Annotated in this window: 18 protein-coding genes; 9 read left to right on the top strand and 9 right to left on the bottom strand. The window is 35.2% G+C overall.

The features are described 5' to 3' along the window. Nucleotides 1-41 precede the first annotated feature (41 nt). Nucleotides 42-806, bottom strand: a complete 765-nt coding sequence (locus EV197_RS02900) for an exodeoxyribonuclease III (RefSeq protein ID WP_130285237.1) — start codon at nucleotides 804-806, stop codon at nucleotides 42-44. Nucleotides 807-909: 103 nt separating this feature from the next. Here EV197_RS02900 and EV197_RS02905 point away from each other — a divergent pair, with 103 nt between their 5' ends. Both EV197_RS02905 and EV197_RS02910 read left to right on the top strand, forming a co-directional pair. After that, a complete protein-coding gene (locus tag EV197_RS02905; protein WP_130286176.1) occupies nucleotides 910-4,326 on the top strand; it encodes a hypothetical protein in 3,417 nt (1,138 codons plus the stop codon). A gap of 43 nt (nucleotides 4,327-4,369) precedes the next feature. Next, entirely contained in the window at nucleotides 4,370-4,732 is a 363-nt protein-coding gene (locus EV197_RS02910) for a hypothetical protein (RefSeq protein WP_130285238.1), read from the top strand. Here the strand turns inward: EV197_RS02910 and EV197_RS02915 are convergent. Further along, entirely contained in the window at nucleotides 4,719-7,703 is a 2,985-nt protein-coding gene (locus EV197_RS02915) for a GEVED domain-containing protein (protein ID WP_130285239.1), read from the bottom strand. The genes EV197_RS02910 and EV197_RS02915 overlap by 14 nt on opposite strands. A 226-nt stretch (nucleotides 7,704-7,929) precedes the next feature. On the opposite strand from EV197_RS02915, the gene EV197_RS02920 reads away from it, so the two are divergent. Then, nucleotides 7,930-10,857, top strand: coding sequence for a proprotein convertase P-domain-containing protein (locus EV197_RS02920; protein ID WP_130285240.1), 2,928 nt, complete (start codon nucleotides 7,930-7,932; stop codon nucleotides 10,855-10,857). Between the two features lie 106 nt (nucleotides 10,858-10,963). Here the strand turns inward: EV197_RS02920 and EV197_RS02925 are convergent, their stop codons facing one another. Both EV197_RS02925 and EV197_RS02930 read right to left on the bottom strand, forming a co-directional pair. Next, entirely contained in the window at nucleotides 10,964-12,499 is a 1,536-nt protein-coding gene (locus tag EV197_RS02925; protein ID WP_130285241.1) for a glycine--tRNA ligase, read from the bottom strand. 142 nt (nucleotides 12,500-12,641) lie between these two features. After that, on the bottom strand, nucleotides 12,642-13,523 hold the full coding sequence (locus tag EV197_RS02930) for a hypothetical protein (protein ID WP_130285242.1): 882 nt from the start codon (nucleotides 13,521-13,523) through the stop codon (nucleotides 12,642-12,644). Between the two features lie 84 nt (nucleotides 13,524-13,607). Between EV197_RS02930 and EV197_RS02935 the strand changes: the two genes are divergently transcribed. Both EV197_RS02935 and EV197_RS02940 read left to right on the top strand, forming a co-directional pair. Continuing rightward, nucleotides 13,608-14,297 (top strand): ComF family protein, encoded by a 690-nt coding sequence (locus EV197_RS02935; RefSeq protein WP_130285243.1) that lies wholly within the window; start codon nucleotides 13,608-13,610, stop codon nucleotides 14,295-14,297. A gap of 62 nt (nucleotides 14,298-14,359) precedes the next feature. Then, complete coding sequence (locus EV197_RS02940; RefSeq protein WP_130285244.1) at nucleotides 14,360-15,976, top strand: Ig-like domain-containing domain; 1,617 nt, start codon at nucleotides 14,360-14,362, stop codon at nucleotides 15,974-15,976. Here the strand turns inward: EV197_RS02940 and EV197_RS02945 are convergent. Next, nucleotides 15,965-16,792, bottom strand: coding sequence for an amidohydrolase (locus EV197_RS02945; RefSeq protein ID WP_242610682.1), 828 nt, complete (start codon nucleotides 16,790-16,792; stop codon nucleotides 15,965-15,967). The two genes, EV197_RS02940 and EV197_RS02945, sit on opposite strands and share 12 nt — an antisense overlap. 128 nt (nucleotides 16,793-16,920) lie before the next feature. On the opposite strand from EV197_RS02945, the gene ileS reads away from it, so the two are divergent. From ileS to EV197_RS02965, 4 genes are all read left to right on the top strand, one after another. Beyond that, nucleotides 16,921-20,325 (top strand): isoleucine--tRNA ligase, encoded by a 3,405-nt coding sequence (gene ileS / locus EV197_RS02950; protein ID WP_130285245.1) that lies wholly within the window; start codon nucleotides 16,921-16,923, stop codon nucleotides 20,323-20,325. 4 nt (nucleotides 20,326-20,329) lie between these two features. Continuing rightward, nucleotides 20,330-20,713 (top strand): TraR/DksA family transcriptional regulator, encoded by a 384-nt coding sequence (locus tag EV197_RS02955; protein WP_130285246.1) that lies wholly within the window; start codon nucleotides 20,330-20,332, stop codon nucleotides 20,711-20,713. Nucleotides 20,714-20,793: 80 nt separating this feature from the next. Then, nucleotides 20,794-21,411 carry a DUF4097 family beta strand repeat-containing protein gene (locus EV197_RS02960; protein WP_130285247.1) on the top strand — a complete coding sequence of 206 codons (618 nt, stop codon included), beginning with the start codon at nucleotides 20,794-20,796 and terminating at the stop codon, nucleotides 21,409-21,411. Nucleotides 21,412-21,490: 79 nt separating this feature from the next. After that, nucleotides 21,491-22,096 carry a lipoprotein signal peptidase gene (locus tag EV197_RS02965; protein ID WP_130285248.1) on the top strand — a complete coding sequence of 202 codons (606 nt, stop codon included), beginning with the start codon at nucleotides 21,491-21,493 and terminating at the stop codon, nucleotides 22,094-22,096. On the opposite strand, the gene EV197_RS02970 is transcribed toward EV197_RS02965, so the two are convergent. The 4 genes from EV197_RS02970 to EV197_RS02985 are packed head-to-tail and all read right to left on the bottom strand — an operon-like array spanning nucleotide 22,093 to nucleotide 24,934. Continuing rightward, entirely contained in the window at nucleotides 22,093-22,662 is a 570-nt protein-coding gene (locus EV197_RS02970; RefSeq protein WP_130285249.1) for a 5-formyltetrahydrofolate cyclo-ligase, read from the bottom strand. The two genes, EV197_RS02965 and EV197_RS02970, sit on opposite strands and share 4 nt — an antisense overlap. Next, on the bottom strand, nucleotides 22,655-23,635 hold the full coding sequence (locus tag EV197_RS02975; protein ID WP_130285250.1) for a succinylglutamate desuccinylase/aspartoacylase family protein: 981 nt from the start codon (nucleotides 23,633-23,635) through the stop codon (nucleotides 22,655-22,657). The genes EV197_RS02970 and EV197_RS02975 overlap by 8 nt, the downstream gene beginning before the upstream one ends. Continuing rightward, nucleotides 23,635-24,507, bottom strand: coding sequence for a 30S ribosomal protein S6--L-glutamate ligase (rimK, locus tag EV197_RS02980; RefSeq protein ID WP_130285251.1), 873 nt, complete (start codon nucleotides 24,505-24,507; stop codon nucleotides 23,635-23,637). Before rimK ends, EV197_RS02975 begins: the two co-directional genes overlap by 1 nt. Next, entirely contained in the window at nucleotides 24,497-24,934 is a 438-nt protein-coding gene (locus EV197_RS02985) for an ATP-dependent zinc protease family protein (RefSeq protein ID WP_130285252.1), read from the bottom strand. Before EV197_RS02985 ends, rimK begins: the two co-directional genes overlap by 11 nt. Nucleotides 24,935-25,001 lie beyond the last annotated feature (67 nt).

Raw genomic sequence — 25,001 nt, forward strand, 5'->3', positions numbered from 1 at the left:
TATAATAACGGTATAAGTCTGGAAACATTACAAAATGTAGATTATAAATCAAGTTCTACTAAAATAGGGCAATGATCACTGTGCTTTGCTTCTGATAGGATGGCTGCTCTAGTCAATTTATCTTCGAGCGTTTCTGAAACCATTCCATAGTCTAAACGCCAACCCTTGTTATTAGCCCTAGCATTAGCCCGATAACTCCACCAACTATAGTTGTCAGGTTCTTGGTTAAAATATCTAAAGGAATCAATAAAACCACCATCAATAAAATTTCCAATCCACTCGCGTTCCACTGGTAAAAATCCTGATACATTTTTATTACGAACCGGATCGTGGATATCAATAGCTTTATGACAAATATTATAATCCCCACAAATAATTAGATTGGGATAATTTTTCTTTAATTCATCTATATAATCCCGAAAATCGGCCATATATTGCAGTTTGTGGTCCAGTCGATCTATATTAGTTCCACTAGGTAAATATAGGCTCATCACCGATACACCATTGATATCAACCCTTAGATTTCTTCCTTCGTGATCCATGTAGTCAATACCAGTACCAAATGTTACTTGATCTGGTTCTTTTTTTGAAAGGACGGCAACTCCACTATACCCTTTTTTTTGAGCACTATACCAGTAATGAAACGGATACCCAGCTTCTTCAAAAAGTGTAAGATCTAATTGTTCTTGATTTGCTTTAATTTCCTGAAGACAAATAACGTCAGGATTTGCCTGTTGTAACCATTCGATAAAGCCCTTTTTAATTGCGGCACGTATTCCATTAACGTTATAAGAAATGATTTTCATGAAATCTTTATTAATGTTAGTAATTTTTTTCAAAGATAAAAGACTTATTCATAATTGAAGGGATAAGAAGTACCCAAACAAGAAAAGCATTAGTTTTGTGCATATGATTAAGGTGGTGAAAAAATTAGGAGTATTTTTCCTCTTCGGAATATTTTTTTCGAATGCTCAGGAGATTCCATCCCATACAACCACTAAGCAATTTGCGATATCGGATACAATTAGAATTGATACCGTAAGTATCAACCCTGCAGTGTTTCAAGTTTTTATCAGAGATAGCTTGGTTGAAAAATCTAAGTATGCGATAAACTTTGAAAAAGCAATTCTTGTTCCTTCAGGTGTTTTAAAAAAAAGATCGGATTCTATATCTGTGGTTTATAAACGGTATCCTGATTTTTTAACACGAGCGTATTTTGAGTTTGATCCTAAAATAATTGTAAATAGTACCGGTAATCTTGAAAAACTATATGCATTATCTTCACCAAATACCAAAGAGGAGTTTACGCCCTTTGATGGATTAACTACATCAGGTAGTATCTCTCGTGGTGTAACAGTAGGTACAAATCAAAACGCCGTTTTGAATTCTGAATTGGATTTGCAAATCACAGGAAAAATAAGTGAAAAAGTATCCTTAAGGGCCTCAATACAAGATGCCAATGTTCCTGTTCAACAAGGTGGTTACTCTCAAAATTTAGATGAGTTTGATCAGATTTTTATTGAACTCAATAGTAAAAACTGGAATGTTAGAGCAGGTGATGTAATTTTACAAAATACAGAAAGCTATTTCAGCAGGTTTACCAAGAATGTTCAAGGTATTTCTATCAATGCTGCTTTGGATCATACCACTTCCAAAACCAATGTATTTGCTTCAGGGGCGCTGGTAAGAGGTGTTTTTAATCGAAGCCAATTTACTGGACAGGAGGGTAACCAAGGGCCTTATAAGCTAACTGGACCTAATGGGGAATTATTCATCTTAGTAGTATCAGGTAGCGAACGCGTATATGTTAATGGCTTATTGTTGGAAAGAGGAGAAAATGAAGATTATGTGATTGACTATAATGCTGGCGAGGTTACTTTTAATCCTACCTACCCCATTACTTCGGATATGCGTATTTCAATAGAATATCAAACTACTGAGCGCAGTTATGCGCGTATAATAGCATATGGTGGAGGGGTACATCAAAGTGATAAATTGAAACTAGGAGCTTATGTATATTCCGAAAATGATGCTAAAAATCAATCACTACAACAAAACTTAAATGATGATCAAAAACAGATTTTAGCTCAAGCAGGAGATGATAGTTCTCAAATGATTGCACCCTCCGCAGTACCTGATACTTTTGATGAAAATAAAATATTATATAGAAAAGAAGTAGTGGATGGCGTTGAAGTGTTTGTATATTCAACAGATCCTGAAGATGAATTATTTAATGTGCGATTTACTCAGGTGGGAACCAATCAAGGAAATTATAGGGTAAGTAATGTAAACACAATTAGTCGTGTTTTTGAATATGTAGCACCTATTGATGGAGTTCCGCAAGGTGATTTTGAACCTGTAATACAGTTACAGGCCCCAACAAAATTACAAATAGGAGTGGTGCAAGGAACTTATGATCCCAGTTCAAAAACTTCAATTTCTTTCGAATTAGCGGGTAGTAAAAAGGATTTGAATTTGTTTTCTGATATTGGTGATAATGATAATAATGGTTTTGCTGGTCGAATGCTTTGGAATCAAAAGCTAATTCAAAGAGATAGTAGTTGGACACTTAATTTTTTTGCCGGTGGTGATTACGTTCAAGATCAATACAATAGTATTGAAAGAATTTATAATGTAGAGTTTTCAAGAGACTGGAATCTCACGAATCCATTGGGAAATCAGCAATTATTAACTTCAGGGATGCATTTAATTCATCCCCAAAAAGGAGCTGCAAAATACTCCTTTGAACAGCTAAATTTTTCAGAAAATTATAAGGGTAACAGACATTCATTGAATGCCAATTTAACTTTAGGGCGGTTACGAGTAGCATCTGTAACAAGTTTATTAAACAGTAACTCTAGCACTATTGATTCTCGATTTTTCAGGACTTACTCTGGGGTAAGTTATGGATTTGATAAAAGTTGGATTGGTACTAGAACCAGTATTGAAGAAAATAAAGAAATCAATAAAGCAGATGTCCAATATACCAACAACACACAGCGTTTTAAATCATATTTGGTATATGCTGGGGTAGGAGACAGTACAAAAATTTACACGGAATTGGGTTATAAGCACAGAATAAATGATAGTGTGCGAAATAATAAATTAAATACCATTAGTGTTTCTAACACCTACTATCTTAAGTCTAATTTAATTAGTAATTCAAAAACGAGATTATCACTATTCTTAAATTATAGAAATTTGAATAATCTAAATGAAAACCAATCAGATGAAGAGTCTTTCAATTCAAGATTGCTGTATAATCAACGTTTTTTTGGTAATAAAATGGATTGGAATACAGTTTATGAAACAAACAGTGGAACATTAGCACAACAAGAATATACGTTTGTAGAAGTAGACCCAGGACGAGGAACTCATGTTTGGAATGATTACAACAATAATGGTATTCAAGAACTCAATGAATTTGAAATCGCACAGTTCACGGATCAAGCAACGTTTTTAAGAATTTTATTACCGAATCAAGTTTTTGTACAAACACATCAAAACAAATTAAGTCAAATCATAACCTTAAACCCGAATTCTTGGGTAAATTCTAATAATAGCACCCTACAGTTTTTATCGCATTTTTACAATCAAACCGCTTATATTATTGAAAGAAAAAATCGAAGACAAGGAGCTGAATTTCGACTTAATCCTTTTAACGAAAGTGATAATGAACTTGGATTAAATCTTAGTTTTAGAAATACTTTATTTTATAACCGAGGTAAACAAAAATATACTACGGCTTATACTTACGTTTCTTCAAAAAGCAAAAATTTGCTGTTAACAGGCTTACAAGAAAACACACAACAAAGTCATCAATTTAATTTTACGCATAAAATAGCCAACCTTTGGCTGTTGGATTTGAAATCAGATCTTGTTGAAATTAGCAGTAGCTCAGAGAATTTTGATAATCGAAACTATGAATTAAATGGATATATTCTAACACCAAAAGTGTCTTATCTGCTCTCCGATCAAACACAGTTTAGTCTCTCATATACGCTGGATGAGCAAAAGAATGATTTAGGACTTGAGCAGCTAACACAACAAAATTTATCAATTTCGTTTGCCTACGCAAACAAGCAAAGCTTTTCTGTGCTTGGAGAAATAAATTACGTAAATAATGATTTTACAGGAAATGCCTTTTCTCCTGTGGGCTATCAGTTATTAGACGGTTTACAGCCTGGTAACAATTTTACGTGGTCACTAATCGCACAAAAAAAGTTGACTAAGTTTTTAGATTTAAATCTAAACTACTCTGGGAGAAAGAGTGAGTCTTCATCGACCATACATACAGGCAGTGTGCAGTTAAGAGCATTATTCTAATTTTTTTTCTGATCTTTAGCACCAACAACCTAATCGATACGTTATGAGTATACTATTCAAATCTTTTTTCTTTTTATCTTTTATTATTGTGTGCACTAGCTGCAATGCAACCAAAACATCTAATTCATCAACCGAAGATAACGATTTAACGAATTCTGAGTATTCCGAAATGAAAAGCCAAGGTTTTAGCTTAGGAACTTTATCGACAAATAAATCTTCAGGATGCTCAATAGTTCTTACTATCGAAAAGATGGAAGATAAATTGGATCCCGTTAATATTGAAGAGTTTGTTAAAGGTGGGATGCCTCAAAAAGTTTGGGTGAAGTATGCAAGTATGAGAATGGCTAATCGTTGCGAAAATGCAAGACCAGTAACCATACAGGAGATGCAGATTATAGTACAATAAATTTCTTTTGTTTATCCCCTAGCGTAACGAAATATATACCAGTACTGGCATAAGACATGTCCAAGGCGTATACAAACCTACCATTAACATCTTTGATAAGTATATTCGTAGCGATAACTTGTCCGGTAATGGTATAAATATAAATACGTAAATTATTCGGAGCATTGGAATCATTCATAGTGATCAAATATTGATCATTCTCTTGATAGACTACAATAAGATCTGTAGTAGGTGTGGTGTTTTCTCCAATTACTACGGTATAATCGTGTGTGGTACCGAATTGCATAGAACCACACGGGTCGTTTAAGTCTGCTCCGGTATTACTTGAGGTATCTCCTGCTCTTATTCTTAGGGTATGGTTTCCTAAATTAGCTTGCTGTGGTACTAAAAAAGGAAAACTTAAATCCGTATTTTCTTCTGACAATACTTGATTACTGATGATACGTTCCTCATCTTCAAATATAGTATTATCATTAAAGTCAATCCACACAGACATCCGTTCAGCGTCTCCCTGAGCAAAACCAGTACGTACAACAAGATTATATACCCCTACTGCACGATCCAGATTGATATTTAAATTAGTATAGTCCTCGTAACCTGATCCACAGGTTATATTGGTATTGTTAATATTTGATAGCGAAAAAAAAGTAATTCCGTCTCCAAACTGAGCACAGTTCGAAGTAGGGGTGCATTGCCGATATTCTAAAATACGTAAGATATTATTGTTAGTGGTATCCTCATCGGTAGCTAAGGTTGTACCAAGTACAAATTCATAGGTGCCAAAATTGGATAGATCAGCAGTTTGCGAGAAAGCGTATGTTACACGAGACCCTGGCATTAATGTACCCGTAAAAACTTCAGAAATTATTACCCCAGAGTTGATTTGATAAAATACGGGAATGTCGGTTTGGGGACTACCCCCATAATTGAAAAGCTCTATAACAATAACTTCATTTGCAGTAAAACTGCTGTTTGCAATGGGTGAAAGTAAATCAACTACCCCGACATCATTATTGAAAAGATTTTTAACAATAATAGAGGCACAATCGTTTGCAATAGTTTCGTCACTAAGCAAATTAGTTTCTACTATGATTTCGTAATTAATTTCTTGTGTAAGATCGGCTGTAGTAGCAAATGAAAAGGGTAAACTCTCACCAGGGTTTATAGTTCCCGTAAAAATTTCTTCAACAGCTGGGCTGCCATTAACAGTATAGGAAATAGCGAAATTGCTTTGCGGCTCAGTTCCAAAATTCTTAACGGTAACTGTAATTGTTTCTGAAGTAGTAAAAACAGCTTCCGATGGATTGGTAACTTCTACAACCCCAACATCATTTGCTTTTTCAGTTGCTATTTTAAAAACCCCTACAATATTACGGGCATTATTACCGGAATTTTGAAAATATTCTGCGGTATGCCAAAATGTAAGATCGTCGACAGGATCGACGGTTAATTGGGCATAATCCCCATATCGTTGAGCTCCGTTCCTTTGTATATCTGTGCCTTCTACTATAGTTGTCTCAGCAAAGGTCATAACTCCTAATGGGTCATCAGCAAGCCTTCCTGTATATTGAATGGCAGCAAAACTATTTTGATTAGCTCCGTTTGCGGTGGTTCCCATAGTGGTATACCCCATCCCAATGTTACCATAAATATCCATAGCCATGCTACCACACCAAGCACTTTTACCATTGGGCGAAGTATAGGTGCCTTCCTGATATACAGACCAGGGTTCGCCATCAGCAGACTGTCTCAGTTCGTACCATCTTATGGCAGCAATATTATCGCTATTCGCTCGATCGTCAATATCAACCGCGAAATTTAATAGCACTGAATTATACTCGCAAAATCTGCGATAATTGGTAGCATACATTACAGCTCCTTGTAGTACGTCAATATCGTCTCCTTCAGTACCTGGTTGGGGTAAATTGCTAAAAGAGCCACCATCGAAGGTGGAATCAAAAGGACTAATAGTTCCGTTAGAAACACTTAGTTCCTCAGCTTCTTCGATCGTTGAGGTATTCGGATTTAACCAGTTTGGGCTAATTTTCCATAGTTTTAATGCATCATTATCCACTCCTTGCCAGGCATCATCTTGGAAATAAATGATTCTAGCATCTCCATTAGGTGGCAATAGGGTACCCATAGCATTAAAACCAGCTGGGCTATAAAATCCGTTAATACGGGCACCAGGTAACGGAAATCCTAAAAGTTTGATATTAGGTTCTCCGAGCAGCATTTTTTCACGCTCTATAACGTATACAACTTCTGAAGTTTGTTGCTGACCTTGATTTTTATTTGCAGTAATATAATATCCATCGGACCAAATGGAGAATTTAGTGTAATCAGGAAAACTACCGGTTTCAAAACGATAGGTATACCATCCATCGTTTACTGGATCTGGACTTTGACTAACTGCTACTAAAAATCCGTTTGGTGAATTTGAAAATTGAGTTATTACAAAACGATCTGCAAAACTATCGTAGAAAACGATAGGATCCCCTAAATTTTCTCTCGGAAAAATATTTTCTAGTCCAGTTGAAGGTATTAACGTATTTCCATTTTTATCAAAAATAGCAAAGGCTGAGTTTTTTGCGGTTACGTAGTGATTGGGACCCACGGCTCCGGTAGGGTCTGTTGGAGATCTATCGGAGGAATTTGATTCAAATGTTAGAATCGGAAACTTGGTAGACCTAAGTACGCTATTTGATTTCTGCTTAGACAACAAGGGGTCTTGCCCTTTTGGCAAACCTTTACCGGGTACTATTTGGTTTGCTCCTTTTAGTTTAGGATTAATGGGACCGATTCTTTCTTTTTCAGGTATCAATTTTCTGTTAGCAAGTGGTGTTATTTTACTAAACGAAGAAGCTGAGGTAATCAAAGTTGGATTGGCCCTTTGCTTTTTTACTTGTTGTGCTTGTACGGTTAGGAAGGAAATAAAAAAACAAATAATCCATGTTCTTCGTAGTAACATTGATAATGATTTAAATACTTGTAACTATTCGTATTACTAAAATAGAATTAATCCATATGTTAACCGAATTTTCAAACAGATAAATTTGATCATTAGTACTGTTGATTTTTAAATTCGTATTTGATTTACCTTGATTTTATTAAAATTAAGTTAAATTTGCGCATTGTAATTGTGTAATATTTAACACATTCAAATAAATAATAGTAACTTTTAATAGACTCATTTGATGTTAAAAAAATTAAATCTAATCAGTGTCTTAGTACTACTTTTGGGGATTAGTACTTATGGCCAGGTTAATGAAACAATTAAACCAAACAGAATTGAACAATCTTCATCTTTGCGAATAGTTCAGCCCCTGAACTCAAAAAGTCAACTTATTCCTGCTAAAAAGAGTGCTGGGGAAATAAAAGACGCCAGATCTTCAAGAAATAAAGTGGTGATAGGAAAAGGTTCTACTGGTGATGATAAACTGAGCAAGAATCCAAATAAATTGAATCAAAAGGTTCCTGGAACCCCACCTTCATTGGTTTTTGATACGGCTGAATCTAATTCTCAACCAACAGACCCTTCTTTGGCAGTTGGTAGAACTCAAGTAATTGCTGTATTTAATACGGGCTTCAAAGTATTTGATAAAAACGGTAATGCACTTACAGGTGATTTATCTCCAGATAATTTATTTTCTCCAGGCAGTTGTTGTGATTTAACTATTTCATACGATCATACCGTTGATCGATGGGTGATGTCTATATTGTACGGAACTGATGGTCATGTTGAGGTGGCAGTTTCTCAAGGTCCTGATGCAGTTAATGACGCTTGGTCCGTTTATTCTTTTGATAATGTAAATGATTATCAAAAATTATCGGTGTGGTCAGATGGGTATTATATGACCGCTAATGTAAATTCCGGTTCTGCAGGTACAAGTGATGTTATTTTCGTTATGGATAGAACCGCTATGCTTGCAGGAGAACCAACTGCAACATTGGTTACTTTTCCACTACCAGGAATAAGCACCAATGGATTCTATAGTCCACAGGCTTTTAATGTTAGTAATGGTGATATGCCAGCCCTGGGTAATGCACCTATTGTTTATATGCAGGATGATGCATGGTCTGGTGTTGCTGATGACCATATTAAAATATGGACTGTTGATGTGGATTTTGCCAATCCTGGTAATTCAACAATATCTCAACCAACTGAACTTGTAACAACAGATTTTGTTTCTGTTTTTGATGGTGGAAGCTTTTCAAATTTACCTCAACCTAATGGAGGAAGCTTGGTAGATGCACTGCAAGCAACAATTATGAATCAAGCTCAATTCAGAAAATTTGATAACCATAACTCGGCACTATTTAATTTTGTGGTCGATACAGATGGTTCTAATGCTAAAGTTGCAGGTATTCGCTGGATAGAATTAAGACAATCTGCGGATGGCCAGCCTTGGACTATTTTTCAAGAAGGAACCTATAACGCAACTGATGGTAAAAATGCGTGGAATGCAAGTTTAATTATGGATGGTGATGGAAACATAGGAATGGGTTATACTGGTATGGGCGGAACAACAGACACTTTTGTAAGTTCTTATTACACTGGGAGGTTTGCTGATGATCCTCTGGGAACGATGACCATTGATGAAACACTTATTGCTACTGGTAATGGAAATATTCCTGGAACAAGATATGGGGACTATAGCAAAATAGATATAGATCCATTAACGGATTCTAAATTTTGGTATGTAACCGAATATGTAAACGCCGCTAATAATAGAGCTAACGTAGCAGGAGTTTTTCAACTAAAGTCAGATTTAGCGAATGATGTAGCTCCTGTGGCCTTAGATATTGAAGCTGAGGGAATATTCACAAATAGTGAGGATATTACCATTACAGTTTATAATCTTGGTACGAGTCCGGTTTCTAATTTTGATGTAAGTTACCAGATTAATGGTGGAGCAATGGTCACTGAAACCATAACTAGTTCTATAGCTCCAAATCAGAGTGTTGATTTTACTTTTGCACAAACTGCAGACTTATCTGCGGAAGGTCAAGATTTTGCCATAAGCGTAATTACCAATTTAACCGGAGATGAGCGTATTGAAAATAATACGTATACTACCTTAGTTAAAACATTATTCTCTAAAGAAATTGGAGTAACTGATATAATTGCGCCTGTTAGCGGACAAAACTTAGGTGCTGAGCAAGTAACGATTGCCATTACTAATTTTGGAGGTGAGGCACAATCAAATTTCGATGTTTCTTATTCCTTAAATGGAGGTTCATTGATTATAGAAACATTTACCGGTACTTTGAACCCAGGAGCAACACAGAACTATACCTTTACACAAACCGCTGACTTTTCAACTGCTGGAACTTACGAGGTTGTTGCTACCAGTTTATTGGAAGGAGACAGTCGAGCTGACAATGATGCTTTTACCAAAAGCATAAGTAATTTTACCTGTACTGAATTTGAAAACACCACTGCAGTTGCTATTGTAGACAATACTACAGTTACTTCTATAATCGATTCTAATTTAGATGAAATCGTTGAGGATATTATAGTTCGGGTGAATATTGAACATACCTTCAATCAAGATTTAATCATTAAACTTATTGCACCTGATAATCAAGAGGTGATTTTGAGTAATAGAAATGGAAGCAGTTCTGATAATTTTCAAAATACTATCTTTAGTGATTCAGCAGCGGATCCAATAGCAAGTGGAACCGGACCTTTTATAGGAACTTTTAGACCTGATACTCCTTTATCTGATTTAACAGGTTTGTCTACATTAGGTCAATGGACTTTATCCGTGCAGGATAATGCTGGTGCAGATACTGGACAAATCGTAGATTGGTCTATTAGCTTTTGTACAGCACCACCATTGAGTACAGGAGAAAATCTAGATCCGAATAGTGATTTAATTATTGTATACAAAGAAAATAATCAGTTTGAAATTAGATTTGAATCTGAGTCTATTTCAAGCCAATTAGATATGGATGTTTTTAATCTCAGTGGACAGCGCTTGCTGAATTATAGACTAGACAAAGAAGGTAAAGGATATTTTTATAATTTAGATATGTCTTATGCCGCTTCGGGAGTTTATTTAGTAAGATTAAAGGATAAACAAAACAGATCAAAGGTAAAACGTTTAATCGTTAAATAAATATTTATAAACTATATAAGAAGAGGAGTTTGTTTAGCTCCTCTTTTTTTTAATAAAAAAGCCGTTTCATTTCGAAACGGCTTTAATATGTAGAGAACTCTTGTATTTATTTTAGCCAATGTTCGGCATCTGTCTTTTGGGCTATTATGGGTTTTAAGTCAGCTATGGCGACTCTTTTTTGTTCCATAGTATCTCGATCTCGTAAGGTTACCGTTTGATCGTTTAAGGTGTCATGATCCACAGTAATACAAAATGGCGTACCGTTGGCATCTTGTCTGCGATACCTTCGACCAATAGCATCTTTTTCATCATACATCACATTGAATTTCCATTTTAGATCATCTACAATTTGTTGTGCAACTTCTGGTAAACCATCTTTTTTTACTAATGGCAAAATAGCTGCTTTTACCGGCGCTACAACTGCGGGTAATTTTAAAACGGTTCGCTGTGATCCATCTTCTAATTCTTCTTCTTGTAAGGCTTTAGAAAATACTGCCAAAAATAAACGATCTAGGCCCACTGAGGTTTCCACTACATAAGGAACATAGCTTTTACCTAATTCTGGGTCAAAGAATTGTAATTTTTTTCCAGAGTATTCTTCGTGTGCTTTTAGGTCAAAATCGGTCCTGGAGTGAATGCCTTCTAATTCTTTAAAACCAAACGGAAAGTCAAATTCAATGTCTGCAGCAGCATTGGCATAATGTGCTAACTTATCATGATCGTGAAAGCGATAGTTCTCCTCACCCAACCCTAACGATAGGTGCCATTGTAAGCGGGTTTCTTTCCAATACTCATACCATTTCATTTCTTCTCCAGGGCGAACAAAAAATTGCATTTCCATTTGCTCAAACTCTCGCATTCTAAAAATGAATTGTCTCGCTACAATTTCATTTCTAAATGCTTTTCCTGTTTGGGCAATACCAAAAGGAATTTTCATTCTTCCGGTTTTTTGAACATTTAAGAAGTTGACAAATATACCTTGAGCCGTTTCAGGTCTTAGGTATAGATCAGTGGCAGACTCTGCGGATGCGCCAAGTTTGGTACCAAACATAAGATTAAATTGTCTTACATCGGTCCAGTTTTTTGACCCACTTTCAGGACAAGCAATACCAAGATCTTCGATTAATTGCTTAAAACCAACCAAGTCATTTTCTTCCTGTACTCTGGTAAGTTCCGCAGTAATATCATCGATTTCTTTTTGACGGCGAAGTACATTAGGATTTGTATTTCTAAATTCATTTTCATCAAAAGCCTCACCAAAACGTTTTTGGGCTTTGGCTATATCCTTTTCAATCTTTTGATTGATTTTTTCACGATAATCCTCTACTAAAACATCGGCTCTATAGCGTTTTTTAGAATCTTTATTATCAATTAAAGGATCGTTAAACGCATCTACGTGACCGGAGGCTTTCCAAGTGGTAGGGTGCATAAATATAGCAGAATCAAGACCTACAATATTTTGATGCATAAACACCATACTTTTCCACCAGTATTCTCTAAGATTCTTTTTTAATTCAGCCCCGTTTTGTCCATAGTCATAAACTGCACTTAGGCCATCATATATTTCACTAGAACCAAATATGTACCCATACTCCTTAGCGTGGGAAATTACTTTTTTAAAAACATCTTCTTGCTTTGCCATATGTGCAAAATAATTGAGTTGGAATGATTAGACTGCGAATTTATTTAATTATTGTGGTAGACAAAAAGTTATTCTATATAAAATGAAAAAACCCTTGTATTTTTAAAAAACACAAGGGTTGAATTATAGGGATAGATTTGAATTATTTCAATTCAAATTGAGTGTTTGCAATCATTTTTGGTCCTGAGAAAAGGTTTACCACATAATTTCCTTCTACCAACTCACCTTCTGCTGTATCCACCAGGATACAAACATCTAAAGCGTCATTTTCGTAAAATACCTTATTTCTACCACTGTAAGTAAGGACAGCATCTTCAAAATTAACGGATATCTTATCTCCGATTAGATTGTTTTTAGGATTAACAACCTGTACAAAAAGGTCTTTATCTCCTTTTTCAGTTAATTTATTAGGTGCTAAGGTAAAACAAACTCTTACTTTTTCTGCTCTGTTAGATCTGGATGTAGAAACAATTTTACCACTACTTCTTACTTTTACTCCTTCTGCTTTAATGTTAGCTGCTGTTAATGCAGCTCCACGCTCTACAATTTCGGCTAGCTTTGCATTTTCAGTGTTTAGAGAGTCAGAATAAATGATTCTTTCATTTAATGCAGTAGAAGTACTATCAAGATCGGTTGCTAGCTGCGTATTGGCAGCAGTAAGACTATCGGCTAGTTTGAAAAGTCTTTCGCGTTCTTTTTTAAGCTTACTTACCTCTCTTCTGTATCGAGCAATTAGGGCTACATTGGCCTCAAAATCTTTTACGCTATCAAGTAGAAGTACAATTCTTTCTTTTGCTTTTAAAAGATGATCGTCCATAACCTCGTTTAAGGCTATTGCATTATCGTATTTGGTAATTAGCTCACCTAATTCACTTTCAATAACTTCTTTTTCCTCTTGTAATATCGCTTTATTTCGCTTTTCTTCGTTATAGAATTTATAGGTAAAAATCCCAAGAATTAATAACAATGCCCCTAAAACTCCAATAAGGATTTTAAGTGTTAAATTATTGTTTTGAGTTGTCATAATAAATTTCTAAATTAATTTGATGGTTAAATAGTAGATTAAAATTAGCTAAATATAATAATTAATGTCAATTCCCCTAATAATATGCTAAGAGACTTAGTCTATCTATTTTTTCCTTATCACTGTCCGGGTTGTCATAATCCTATGTATCGTAATGAAGGAGTAATATGTATGTCTTGTCGTCACAAGCTACCATTAGGTAATTTCCATAACGTAAACGCAAAAAAATTAGAAAAAGTATTTTATGGTCGAGCGAATATTGAAAATGCAACTTCATTATTAATTTTTCAGAAGGGAACTATTGTTCAAAATATATTGCACGATCTAAAATATCGGGGCAATCAACGAATTGGTGAAGAGCTTGGAAAATGGTTAGGGGATGAATTAAAATTAAATGCGAGATATACCACCGTAGATACTATAATTCCGGTTCCTTTACACAAAAAAAGATTTAAAGAAAGAGGGTACAACCAAGTTGAAAAATTTGGAAAACAAATTGCAGAACGATTGCAGGCTTCCTATGAAGATAGAGTTTTGATCAAAACCACCTATAATAAAAAACAATCCAAATCAGGAAGATTTACCCGATGGATTAATGCTTCTGAAACTTTTGCTATTAAAAACAAGTCTTTATTAGAAAATCAACATGTATTGTTGGTAGATGATATTATAACTACCGGTTCTACTTTAGAAGCCTGTGTGGAGCAATTAAAAAAAATCAAGAACATAAAAATAAGTATTGCTACTATGGCTTTTACAGATGAAGATTCTTAAAAAGAGTTTAAAATATTCTTACAAATAATTGTTTCTTTGTGGTTTTATTAAATAAGAGATAAATGTCTAAAGGGCTAAAAATCATAGTATTAGTTTTAGGGTGTTGTATAGCTATAATTGGATGTGCAAAACGGGGATCAATTACAGGTGGTGAAAAAGACATCACACCACCGAAATTTATTAAAGCAAATCCACCTAATTTTTCTACTAATTTCGATAAAAAAGAAATTCGAATCTATTTTGACGAATATATAAAGCTAGAAGAAGCACAGAAACAGATCATTATATCACCACCTATGGACCCTAAACCTACAATCACACCATTAGGAGGAGCCAGCAAATATGTAAAAATTGAATTTTTAGATACGCTATTAGAAAATACTACGTACAGTATAAATTTTGGGGAAAGTGTGGTGGATAATAATGAATCCAATCCATTACCTTTTTTTAGATATGTGTTTTCAACAGGAAATTATTTAGATTCTCTCAGTATTAAAGGTACAGTTACCGATGCATTAAATAAGGTGCCAGACTCCTATATAACGGTAGCCTTGTATGAAGTAAATGATACTTTTAATGACTCCACGATTTATAAAGAAGTGCCAAGATATATCACTAGCACCTTAGATACGGTCGGTTTTGAATTAAATAATTTAAAAAGTGGTTCTTATAAGCTAATTGCACTAAAAGATGCTTCCTTAAATTATAAATATGAGCCAAAGCAGGATAAAATCGGTTTCTATGAAAAAACTGTTGAGCTACCTGCGGATACGGCAACATTTTTTGAATTTCCATTATTTAAAGAAAACCTGGAGTTTAGAGCGATTAAACCAAAACAAACTTCAAAGAATAGTTTTGATTTTGGATATGAAGGTGTTAGGGATAGTATGCAAATTAAAATACTTAGCGCAACTCCAGAGAATTTTGAAACACGGGTGTTTCCTGAAAAAGAAAAAGATACATTGCAATACTGGTTTAAACCTTTTTTTGAAGCAGATTCATTGGTATTTGAGGTTACGAATGGTAATTATTATAAAGACACTCTGGTAGCTCGTTTTAAAGATCAATATAAGGATTCACTTATGATTTCTCCTGTGGATAGAGGAACGCTACCTTTAAATAAAAAGCTGAGATTGTCTGCAAATACGCCTTTAGTTCGAATTAATGATAGCTTGATTAGTTTAACAGACAAGGATACAGTAGCCGTATCATTTAATACAAAAATCGATACAATAGCTAATGAAGCGATAATCGATTTTGAAAAAACGGAAAGTAATGCATATACCTTAGAATTACGACCTGAAGCGATACTTGATTTTGTTGAAAATAAAAGTGACTCACTTTCTTTTACATTTAGAACTAAAAAAATGGCAGATTATGGAAAGGTTTTTTTAACACTTCAAAATATTAAGAAATATCCGGTGATTGCTCAATTGACAAATGAAAAAGGAGAAGTGTTATCCGAAAGAATGGTGAAAGAAGAAAAAGTGATTGTTTTTGATTATTTGGATCCAGCCAAATATAACTTACGAGTGATACTTGATGAAAATGCAAATGGTCAGTGGGATACAGGTAGTTATCTCAAAAAACTTTTACCAGAAAAGGTTACCTATTATCCAGATGTTATTGAAGTAAGAGCAAACTGGGATTTGAAACAAACTTTTATCTTAAAAGAGTAATTTAAAGGAATCCCGGTCCTGTAAAAAACCTAATTTACTACGCTGCTCGATTATATGCTTTTTCACCAAAGTAGTCAATAAAATAGTTTCATTTTCAACCGGAAGGTTGTCAATAAGGCTATTTCCAAGTACATCATACACGGCAGAATGGCCGTTGTATTCAAACCCTTTTCCGTCAATTCCCACACGATTGACACCAATAGCATAACACATATTTTCAATAGCTCTGGCTTGCAATAATATATCCCAGGCATTGATTCGTTTTTTGGGCCAGCTCGCTACATATAATAAAACATCATAGTCTGTAGTGTTTCGAGCCCAAACAGGAAAACGCAAATCATAACAAATTTGAGGTTTAATTTTCCAACCTTTATAATCTATAATGACTTCTTGCTGTCCTGCAGTAAAAACATCTTGTTCCTTCGCCAAGGTAAATAATTGATGTTTGTCATAGTGCTGTATCTGACCGTTAGGTTGAACAAATAATAGCCGATTATAATAGGACCCATTTTCTTCAATAATAATACTTCCGGTGATAGCACATTCTTTTTCTATAGCCATCTGTATAAGCCAAGAGACTGTTTCGCCATCCATTTGTTCAGCAACTGGTGCTGCATTCATAGTAAAACCAGTACTAAACATTTCGGGCAAAATAATAAGATCAACCGGCTTTGGAATTGAGTTTATTTGATCAGAAAAATGAGCCTTATTAGCTGCAGGGTTTTCCCAAATAAGATTACTTTGTATAAGTGCAATTTTCAGCTTTTCTTTCATTCTTAAACCGTTATTATGGTTGTATAAATGTACTAATTTCATCACACTCTAATTTATGTGAACCGGTATAAATAATTAAGTTGATATTGTAACGTGTATTTCAAAGCGTAGTACTCGCCATTTTTAATTAAAATCCTTATTTTCGCAGACTTAATTGAAAGAACGACAAAATGAGCACTAAGTTTCCTGAATATAAAGGACTTGACTTACCAAAAGTAGCAGAAGAAATACTTGATTATTGGAAGCAAAATTCCATATTTGAAAAAAGTATTACCGAGCGTGATGGAGCTGAACCTTTCGTGTTTTTTGAAGGCCCTCCATCTGCTAATGGATTGCCAGGTATTCACCACGTTATGGCAAGAGCAATCAAAGATATTTTTTGTAGGTATAAGACTCAAAAAGGCTTTCAGGTAAAACGAAAAGCAGGTTGGGACACTCACGGTCTTCCTATTGAGTTAGGAGTAGAAAAAGAGTTAGGAATCACCAAAGAGGATATCGGTAAAAAGATCTCCGTAGAAGAATATAATGCAGCGTGTAAGAAAGCAGTGATGCGTTATACCGATGTGTGGAATGATCTAACGGAAAAGATAGGATACTGGGTAGATATGGATGACCCATACATTACCTATAAGCCTAAGTACATGGAAACGGTATGGTGGTTGCTTGCTCAAATCTATAAAAAAGGATGGTTGTATAAGGGCTATACCATACAACCGTATTCTCCTAAGGCCGGTACAGGCTTAAGCTCTCATGAGCTTAATCAACCTGGTACCTATCAGGATGTAACAGATACTACGGTAGTGGCACAATTTAAAGCCTTAAAAGAAACACTACCTAAAGCACTACAAGAGGTTGAGGGCGAAACATTTTTCTTGGCTTGGACCACTACCCCATGGACGCTTCCGTCTAATACGGCACTAACTGTAGGGGCTAAGATAGACTATGTACTGGTAAAAACATTCAACCAGTATACGTTCGAACCTATAAATGTAGTTTTGGCTAAGAACCTTATTGGTAGTCTATTTTCAGGTAAATTTAAGGAAGTTCCAGGTGAAGAAGAATTAGGAACGTATAAAGAAGGGGATAAGAAAATACCATATTACATCGCTCAAGAATGTAAAGGTGCTGATTTAGTAGAATCTAGATATGAGCAATTAATTGATTATGTAAAACCTTATCACAACCCAGAAAATGCGTTTAGAGTAATTGCTGGTGATTTTGTGACTACTGAAGATGGTACCGGAATCGTACATACCTCACCTACCTTTGGGGCAGATGATGCCCTAGTTGCAAAACAAGCAAAACCAGAGGTGCCTGCACTACTAGTAAAAGACAAAAATGGCAACTTAGTACCGACCGTTGACTTGCAAGGTAAATTTATTGAAGAGCTAGGTGAGTTTGGAGGCAAGTATGTAAAGAATGAATACTACGACAATGGTGAAGCTCCTGAAAAATCGGTAGATGTAGAATTAGCGATTAAGTTAAAGACAGAAAATAGAGCATTTAAAGTTGAAAAATACGTTCATAGTTATCCAAATTGTTGGAGAACGGATAAACCAATTTTATATTACCCATTAGATTCTTGGTTTATTAAAGTTACGGACTTTAAAGACCGTATGCACGAGCTAAACTTAGGAATCAACTGGAAACCAAAAGCTACAGGAGAGGGACGTTTTGGCAATTGGCTGGCTAATGCTAACGATTGGAACTTATCTCGATCTCGTTATTGGGGTATACCGCTACCGATATGGAGAACTGAGGACGGTAAGGAAGAACTTATTATTGGATCTGTAGAAGAGCTTAAAAATGAAATGGCTAAGGCCGTGGATGCTGGGGTAATGAAATCCGATATATTTAGTGATTTTGTTATCGGTGATATGAGTGAAGAAAACTATGACAAGGTAGATTTGCATAAAAACATTGTAGACCAGATCATCTTAGTATCTCCATCAGGTAAACCGATGAAAAGAGAAAGTGATTTGATAGATGTATGGTTTGACTCTGGTTCTATGCCTTATGCTCAGTGGCATTACCCTTTTGAAAATAAAGAAAAAGTAGAAGGTGGTGCGCGTAAAGCAGATTTCATTGCCGAAGGTGTAGATCAAACTCGCGGGTGGTTTTACACACTCCATGCCATAGCGACCATGACTTTTGACGATGTAGCCTATAAAAATGTAGTGTCCAATGGATTAGTATTGGATAAAAATGGACAAAAAATGTCCAAAAGGCTTGGTAACGCAGTTGATCCGTTTGAAACCTTAAAGGAATTTGGACCAGATGCCACACGCTGGTATATGATCAGTAATGCCAATCCTTGGGATAATCTTAAATTTGATGCAGAAGGTATAGGAGAAGTAAAAAGAAAGTTTTTCGGAACACTGTACAACACCTATTCTTTCTTTACATTATATGCCAATATCGACAAATTTACCTTTGCCGAATCCGAAGTGCCGATCGCGGAACGACCTGAAATCGATCGATGGATACTGAGCGAATTAAATACATTGATCAAAAATGTAGATGCTTTTTACTCGGATTATGAACCCACAAAGGCTACACGTGCCATATCGGAGTTTGTACAAGAAAACCTTAGTAACTGGTTTGTTCGTTTAAGTAGAAGAAGATTTTGGAAAGGTGATTATCAACAAGACAAAATCTCAGCCTATCAAACGTTATATACCTGTATGCTAACCGTTGCAAAATTAGGTGCTCCTGTAGCCCCTTTCTTTATGGATCGATTATACAAGGATTTAATTACTGGAACGCAAAAAGAAAAAGCGGAGAGCGTGCACTTAGCTGATTTCCCAACTTATGATGAATCCTTTGTGGATAAGGCGCTGGAACATAAAATGCAAAAAGCACAAACCATATCTTCATTAGTACTCTCATTACGTCAAAAAGAAAAGATTAAAGTTAGACAGCCGTTACAGCGCATTATGATTCCTGTGCTTAGCGATGCGGATAAAAATGAGATCAATGACATTCAGGATTTGATAAAAAGTGAGGTAAATGTTAAGGAAATTGAGCTAATTGATGATGCTTCAGGCATATTGGTGAAGCAAATTAAGCCCAATTTCAAAAATTTAGGCCCTCGTTTTGGTAAAGATATGAAGTTGATTGCTAATGAAATACGAGGTTTTGACCAGGTAGCAATTAAAAATTTGGAGCGTAATGGTCAAATTGATATAGAAATTAATAATAAAATTATTACATTAGGAATTGATGACGTAGAGATAAGTTCTCAAGATATAGCGGGTTGGTTAGTTGCTAATTCAGGTGCTTTAACAGTAGCTTTAGATGTAACGATCACTCCAGAACTTCGTAAAGAAGGTATAGCAAGAGAGTTGGTGAATCGAATTCAAAACATCCGCAAGGATAGTGGGTTAGAAGTGACAGATAAAATAGAAATTGTTTTTCAAGAAAATAAAACGGTTCAAGAAGCCGTCGCTACCAATGAAACTTATATAAAGAATGAAACCTTAACCGAGTCAATTGAGTTTGCTACCGATATAATAAATGGTACAGAAATTGCGTTTGACGACATTGCAACCCAATTGATCATTAAAAAACATTAAAATTATGGCAGAAGACGTAAAAGTAAGGTATAGTGATGCGGACTTAGCTAAGTTTAAGGAGTTGATCCTTGAAAAAATGGAAAAAGCTAATAAAGATTTAGAGCTTTTAAGAAGTTCGTATAAGAATGATGGTAATAATGGTACGGATGATACTTCCCCAACCTTCAAAGCTTTTGAAGAAGGAAGTGAAACCATGTCCAAGGAGGCAAATACACAATTGGCAATACGACAAGAGAAATTTGTACGTGACTTAAAAAATGCACTATTAAGAATCGAAAATAAAACTTATGGTATTTGTAGAGTTACAGGAAAATTAATTAATCCTGAGCGATTGAAGTTAGTGCCTCATGCAACTTTAAGTATTGAAGCTAAAAATATGCAAAGTTAAATCAGTAAACTTTATAAATGTATTAGAAAGTGCTTAACCATTCTTGTGGATAAGCACTTTTTTTAATTATTATGGGTAGTATGAAATTTCAATATCTGTTGCTTAGCTTTTTGCTGTCAATGGTTGGGTATGGGCAGTCTACTGTCGATAAAATCATCGATGCCGAGGGCATACAAAAAGTAATCATCAAATTAGATAAAACTGCTAAGGTAAAAATAGAAACGACTACAACTAATCGAATTACCTTAAGTGCTATCTCTGAAGGCGAATATAAAGATCACTTGTTATTTGATTCAACCCGAGACAATACGGTGTTGAACATAAGTGAAGTTAAGCAACCTTTTGTCGCTCAATTTAATGATAAACTAAGTGCACATAAAATTCATGCGATGTCCATCATTGTAAAGCTGCCTATAGATTTGTCTGTGGAGGTCTTTGCAAAAAATAGTTCACTCCATATAAACGGTGAATATGAGCTAGTATTTGTTGAATTATTTTCAGGAGACTGTTTACTGAAACCATTCATTGGAGATGCAAAAATTAATACGGTTAATGCGAATATTAGTGTTTATACCAAAAATGCTAATATTAACGCTCAAACAAAATTGGGAAAGATAAATAAAACACCGATACAAGGTAGTAATCGGCTAGAGTTAACTTCGATCCGAGGAGATATTAATATCCATAGAATGCAATGAGTTCCATAAATTACTTGTAACAACTAAAATAAAAAACCTATTTTTGTCCGTCAATCCATAAGATTACAATATACTAAAGATGTCATTGAAGAAATCTATCCTGGTGATCGTATTAGTTTTACTAATAGATCAAATATCAAAAATATATATCAAAACAAATTTTGCTTTACACGAGCAGGTAACCGTATTTTCTTGGTTAAAAATTGTATTTGTTGAAAATAAAGGAATGGCCTGGGGCTTTGAGTTACCAGGTAGTTATGGTAAATTGGTGCTAACGCTATTTAGGCTAATTGCCATATGTGGTATTGCATACTGGTTATACGATTCGGTAAAGAAAAATAGTCCAGCAATACTAACATTTTGCATCGCATTAATATTCGCAGGAGCCTTTGGTAATATTATTGATTCCGTGTTTTATGGTGTATTATTTAGTAAGAGCACACAGATTGATATTGCAACATTTATGCCTGAAGGCGGAGGATACGAAGATGTGTTTTATGGAAAAGTGGTGGATATGATTCAATTTACTTTCTATGATGACACCTTACCCGAGTGGATTCCTTTTTGGGGAGGAGAACACTTTTCGTTTTTTGATCCGGTCTTTAATATTGCGGATTCTGCTATAAGCATTGGTGTGTTTTTATTAGTCGTATTCTATAAAAAAGCATTTCCTAAACAGGCTTAAGAACTAAAGCTATAGACTTGTTGAGGAGTAATGCAATAATCAAGAGGAATGTCTGTTGTAGATAGATCAGCTATGTGATCTTCAGGTTCAAAAAAAGACAAACCTATCTTGATGACATCTTCTTTACATTGTGCTAAGAACCGATCGTAAAATCCTTTGCCATATCCAATTCGATTTCCTTTCTTATCAAAGGCCAGTAAAGGGATAAATACTACATCTAGCATTTTGGCTTCTATTGGGATTCCAGCCTCGGGTTCGGGGATACCGAAGGAGTTAACTTTAATTTTGGTTGTATCTGTTAGTAAATAGTGCGTCAAGGATGCGTCTTGAAAATTACTCTTGGAAAGCACTACATTTTTATCCTTTCCTAAAAGAATATTGAGCACGTACTCAGTTTCTACTTCTTTCAGTTTTTTAATGGCTAAAAACAGGTGATAAAATTCATGGTGCCAGATGTTGAGGGTAATCAAATGATTAGCAATAGCGATACTTTTATCATCGATTTCCTCATCGCTCAATGAGGCTCTGAGTGCCTTGTATTTTTTTCGTAATGCAGTTTTAGACATTTTCGTCTAACTCTTTTGAAATTCTAAAAATGGCATCACCTTTATACACAATTGGAGATTCATTTACATTTATCACATAACCTTCTACCGGCGATTTCACTACGTGTCTTTTACTGCCATATGGATCAGTAATAGTAGCCAGCACTTCTCCTTTTTCTACGTGCTTTGAGATTGGAATTTTAACATGCAATAATCCACTATATTTTGCACGGAGCCATTGACTATTTCGTATGATAATAGAATCGGCGTGGGGTATGGGTGGTTCAAATTGTTTGTTCAACATCCCTAGGTGTGATAATATGCGCATAGTGCCTTCTACACCTTCTCTGGCAATTTCTTTTGAACTGCTTTGTGATTTACCTCCTTCAAACAAAAGAATATCAATATTTCGTTTAGCGCAGGTTGAACGATATGAACCGTCTAAATTTTTAGAATATAAGATAAAAGGCGCATTAAATACTTTGGCATATTCAATTAACTTTTCGTCATTAGGAGCTACTCTAATATGTGGTGCGTTAAATCTACTGGCTCCTCCGGTATGAAAATCTAAACAAAATTCGGCGGCTGGTAAAATTTCATTGACAAATTGGTAAGCAAATCTACTGGCCAGAGAACCATTTTTTGTTCCCGGAAAAACACGATTGAGATCTCTACCATCAGGGAAAGCACGATCCATACTTAAAAATCCAAACACATTAAGTACAGGTATACAGATGATACTTCCCTTTGCCGGTTTATTTATCTTTTTTGCAATGATTTGCCGTACAATCTCTACGCCATTGATTTCATCTCCGTGTACACCGGCTGTGATTAAAATTGTAGGCCCAGGTTTCTTAGACCTTTCAATGATTACAGGTATCTCTATTTTGGTTGAGGTGTAGAGCTTTGCAATATTAAAATTTATGGTCTTGCTTGTCCCTAGAGGGATTTCTTCACCTAAAATATTTAGTATGTTCTTTTTTTTGGTGCTCATTAAATGCTGCGTTCTATATAACGAATAATAGATTTAGCAATATCTTTTCCTGTAGCTTTTTCAATACCTTCAAGACCTGGAGAAGAATTTACTTCCAAGATCAATGGGCCTCGTTCACTTTGCAATAAATCTACTCCGGCAATACCAAGGCGCATAGCTCTTGCAGCTTTAATAGCAGCATTTTCTTCTTCGTCACTTAGTTCAATGACTGATGCAGTTCCACCGCGATGCAAATTGGATCTAAATTCACCTTCTTTTCCCTGGCGTTTCATAGCACCTACAACGTGCCCATCCACTACAAAAACACGAATGTCCGCACCTTTAGCCTCCTTGATGTATTCTTGAACAATCACTCTGGCTTGTAATCCATTGAAGGCTTCAATTACAGATTCTGCAGCCTTATTAGTTTCTGCCAGGACTACACCTAAACCTTGGGTTCCTTCTAAAACTTTTATAATTAGTGGTGCTCCACCAACGTGTTCAATAACCCCAGATACGTCTCTACCATAATTGGTAAATACCGTTTTGGGTAAACCTAAACCCGCTTTGGACAGGATTTGTAAGCTTCTTAACTTATCTCTTGAGCGCACTAATGCCTGGGACTCAACTGTCGTAAACACGTTCATCATTTCAAACTGACGTACTACAGCGGTACCATAAAAAGTAATGGAAGCACCAATTCTTGGAATTACGGCATCTACGTGGTCCAGCTTTTTACCTTGATAATAAATTTCGGGTTTTCTCTTTTCTATGACGATGTCACATTTTAAAGGATCAATAACCTGAATATTATGTTTTCTTTTTATGGCAGCTTGTACAATTGCATCAGTTGAGTACAATTTAGAGCTGCGAGAAAGAATTTTAATGTTCATTTAAACTTTGATTATAGGATTGATTTTCTAATTGTGGATCCACAATATATTTACCGCTTAAAAATTTTCTGCCTATCAGAACAGGGAAACGCATGTCCTCTCTGGAGGATAAAGTGAGGGTTATAGAATGTGTTTCCCCAAAAACGATTACTTGGGTTTTTATGGCATAGCGCACTTCAACCTTTCCATTACTGCTTTTTACTGCAGTAATATCGTAATTGGTAAATGTAAATTTTTTACCATTATATTCAGGATGAGTAGCGTCAAGGAAACTGCATTGTAGCGTTTGATCTATTTCTATGATATCTACACAGTGAATTGAAGAGGTATATGCACCGGTATCAACTTTGGCGTCTATTCCATAAATTTCCAATAACGGAAAATCAATTTTATCCGTTCTTCCGATTATTTTTTTTTCTACTCCCAAAAATTAACATTTATAACGCTAATGTAAGAAAAATACAGATGTTATGTAAAGTTTGTTCATGAATTAA

This window comes from Aquimarina brevivitae (assembly GCF_004216895.1).
In the GTDB taxonomy this organism is placed as follows: domain Bacteria; phylum Bacteroidota; class Bacteroidia; order Flavobacteriales; family Flavobacteriaceae; genus Aquimarina; species Aquimarina brevivitae.

Excerpts from the sequence above, each read along its gene's own strand:
- EV197_RS02920 (WP_130285240.1), top strand. The coding sequence starts at position 7,930 with ATGTTAAAAAAATTAAATCTAATCAGTGTCTTAGTACTACTTTTGGGG.
- EV197_RS02930 (WP_130285242.1), bottom strand. The coding sequence starts at position 13,523 with ATGACAACTCAAAACAATAATTTAACACTTAAAATCCTTATTGGAGTT.
- EV197_RS02915 (WP_130285239.1), bottom strand. The coding sequence starts at position 7,703 with ATGTTACTACGAAGAACATGGATTATTTGTTTTTTTATTTCCTTCCTA.
- EV197_RS02955 (WP_130285246.1), top strand. The coding sequence starts at position 20,330 with ATGGCAGAAGACGTAAAAGTAAGGTATAGTGATGCGGACTTAGCTAAG.
- ileS (WP_130285245.1), top strand. The coding sequence starts at position 16,921 with ATGAGCACTAAGTTTCCTGAATATAAAGGACTTGACTTACCAAAAGTA.
- EV197_RS02965 (WP_130285248.1), top strand. The coding sequence starts at position 21,491 with ATGTCATTGAAGAAATCTATCCTGGTGATCGTATTAGTTTTACTAATA.
- EV197_RS02925 (WP_130285241.1), bottom strand. The coding sequence starts at position 12,499 with ATGGCAAAGCAAGAAGATGTTTTTAAAAAAGTAATTTCCCACGCTAAG.
- EV197_RS02910 (WP_130285238.1), top strand. The coding sequence starts at position 4,370 with ATGAGTATACTATTCAAATCTTTTTTCTTTTTATCTTTTATTATTGTG.
- EV197_RS02900 (WP_130285237.1), bottom strand. The coding sequence starts at position 806 with ATGAAAATCATTTCTTATAACGTTAATGGAATACGTGCCGCAATTAAA.
- EV197_RS02970 (WP_130285249.1), bottom strand. The coding sequence starts at position 22,662 with ATGTCTAAAACTGCATTACGAAAAAAATACAAGGCACTCAGAGCCTCA.
- EV197_RS02905 (WP_130286176.1), top strand. The coding sequence starts at position 910 with ATGATTAAGGTGGTGAAAAAATTAGGAGTATTTTTCCTCTTCGGAATA.
- EV197_RS02975 (WP_130285250.1), bottom strand. The coding sequence starts at position 23,635 with ATGAGCACCAAAAAAAAGAACATACTAAATATTTTAGGTGAAGAAATC.
- EV197_RS02945 (WP_242610682.1), bottom strand. The coding sequence starts at position 16,792 with ATGAAATTAGTACATTTATACAACCATAATAACGGTTTAAGAATGAAA.
- EV197_RS02960 (WP_130285247.1), top strand. The coding sequence starts at position 20,794 with ATGAAATTTCAATATCTGTTGCTTAGCTTTTTGCTGTCAATGGTTGGG.
- EV197_RS02935 (WP_130285243.1), top strand. The coding sequence starts at position 13,608 with ATGCTAAGAGACTTAGTCTATCTATTTTTTCCTTATCACTGTCCGGGT.
- EV197_RS02940 (WP_130285244.1), top strand. The coding sequence starts at position 14,360 with ATGTCTAAAGGGCTAAAAATCATAGTATTAGTTTTAGGGTGTTGTATA.
- rimK (WP_130285251.1), bottom strand. The coding sequence starts at position 24,507 with ATGAACATTAAAATTCTTTCTCGCAGCTCTAAATTGTACTCAACTGAT.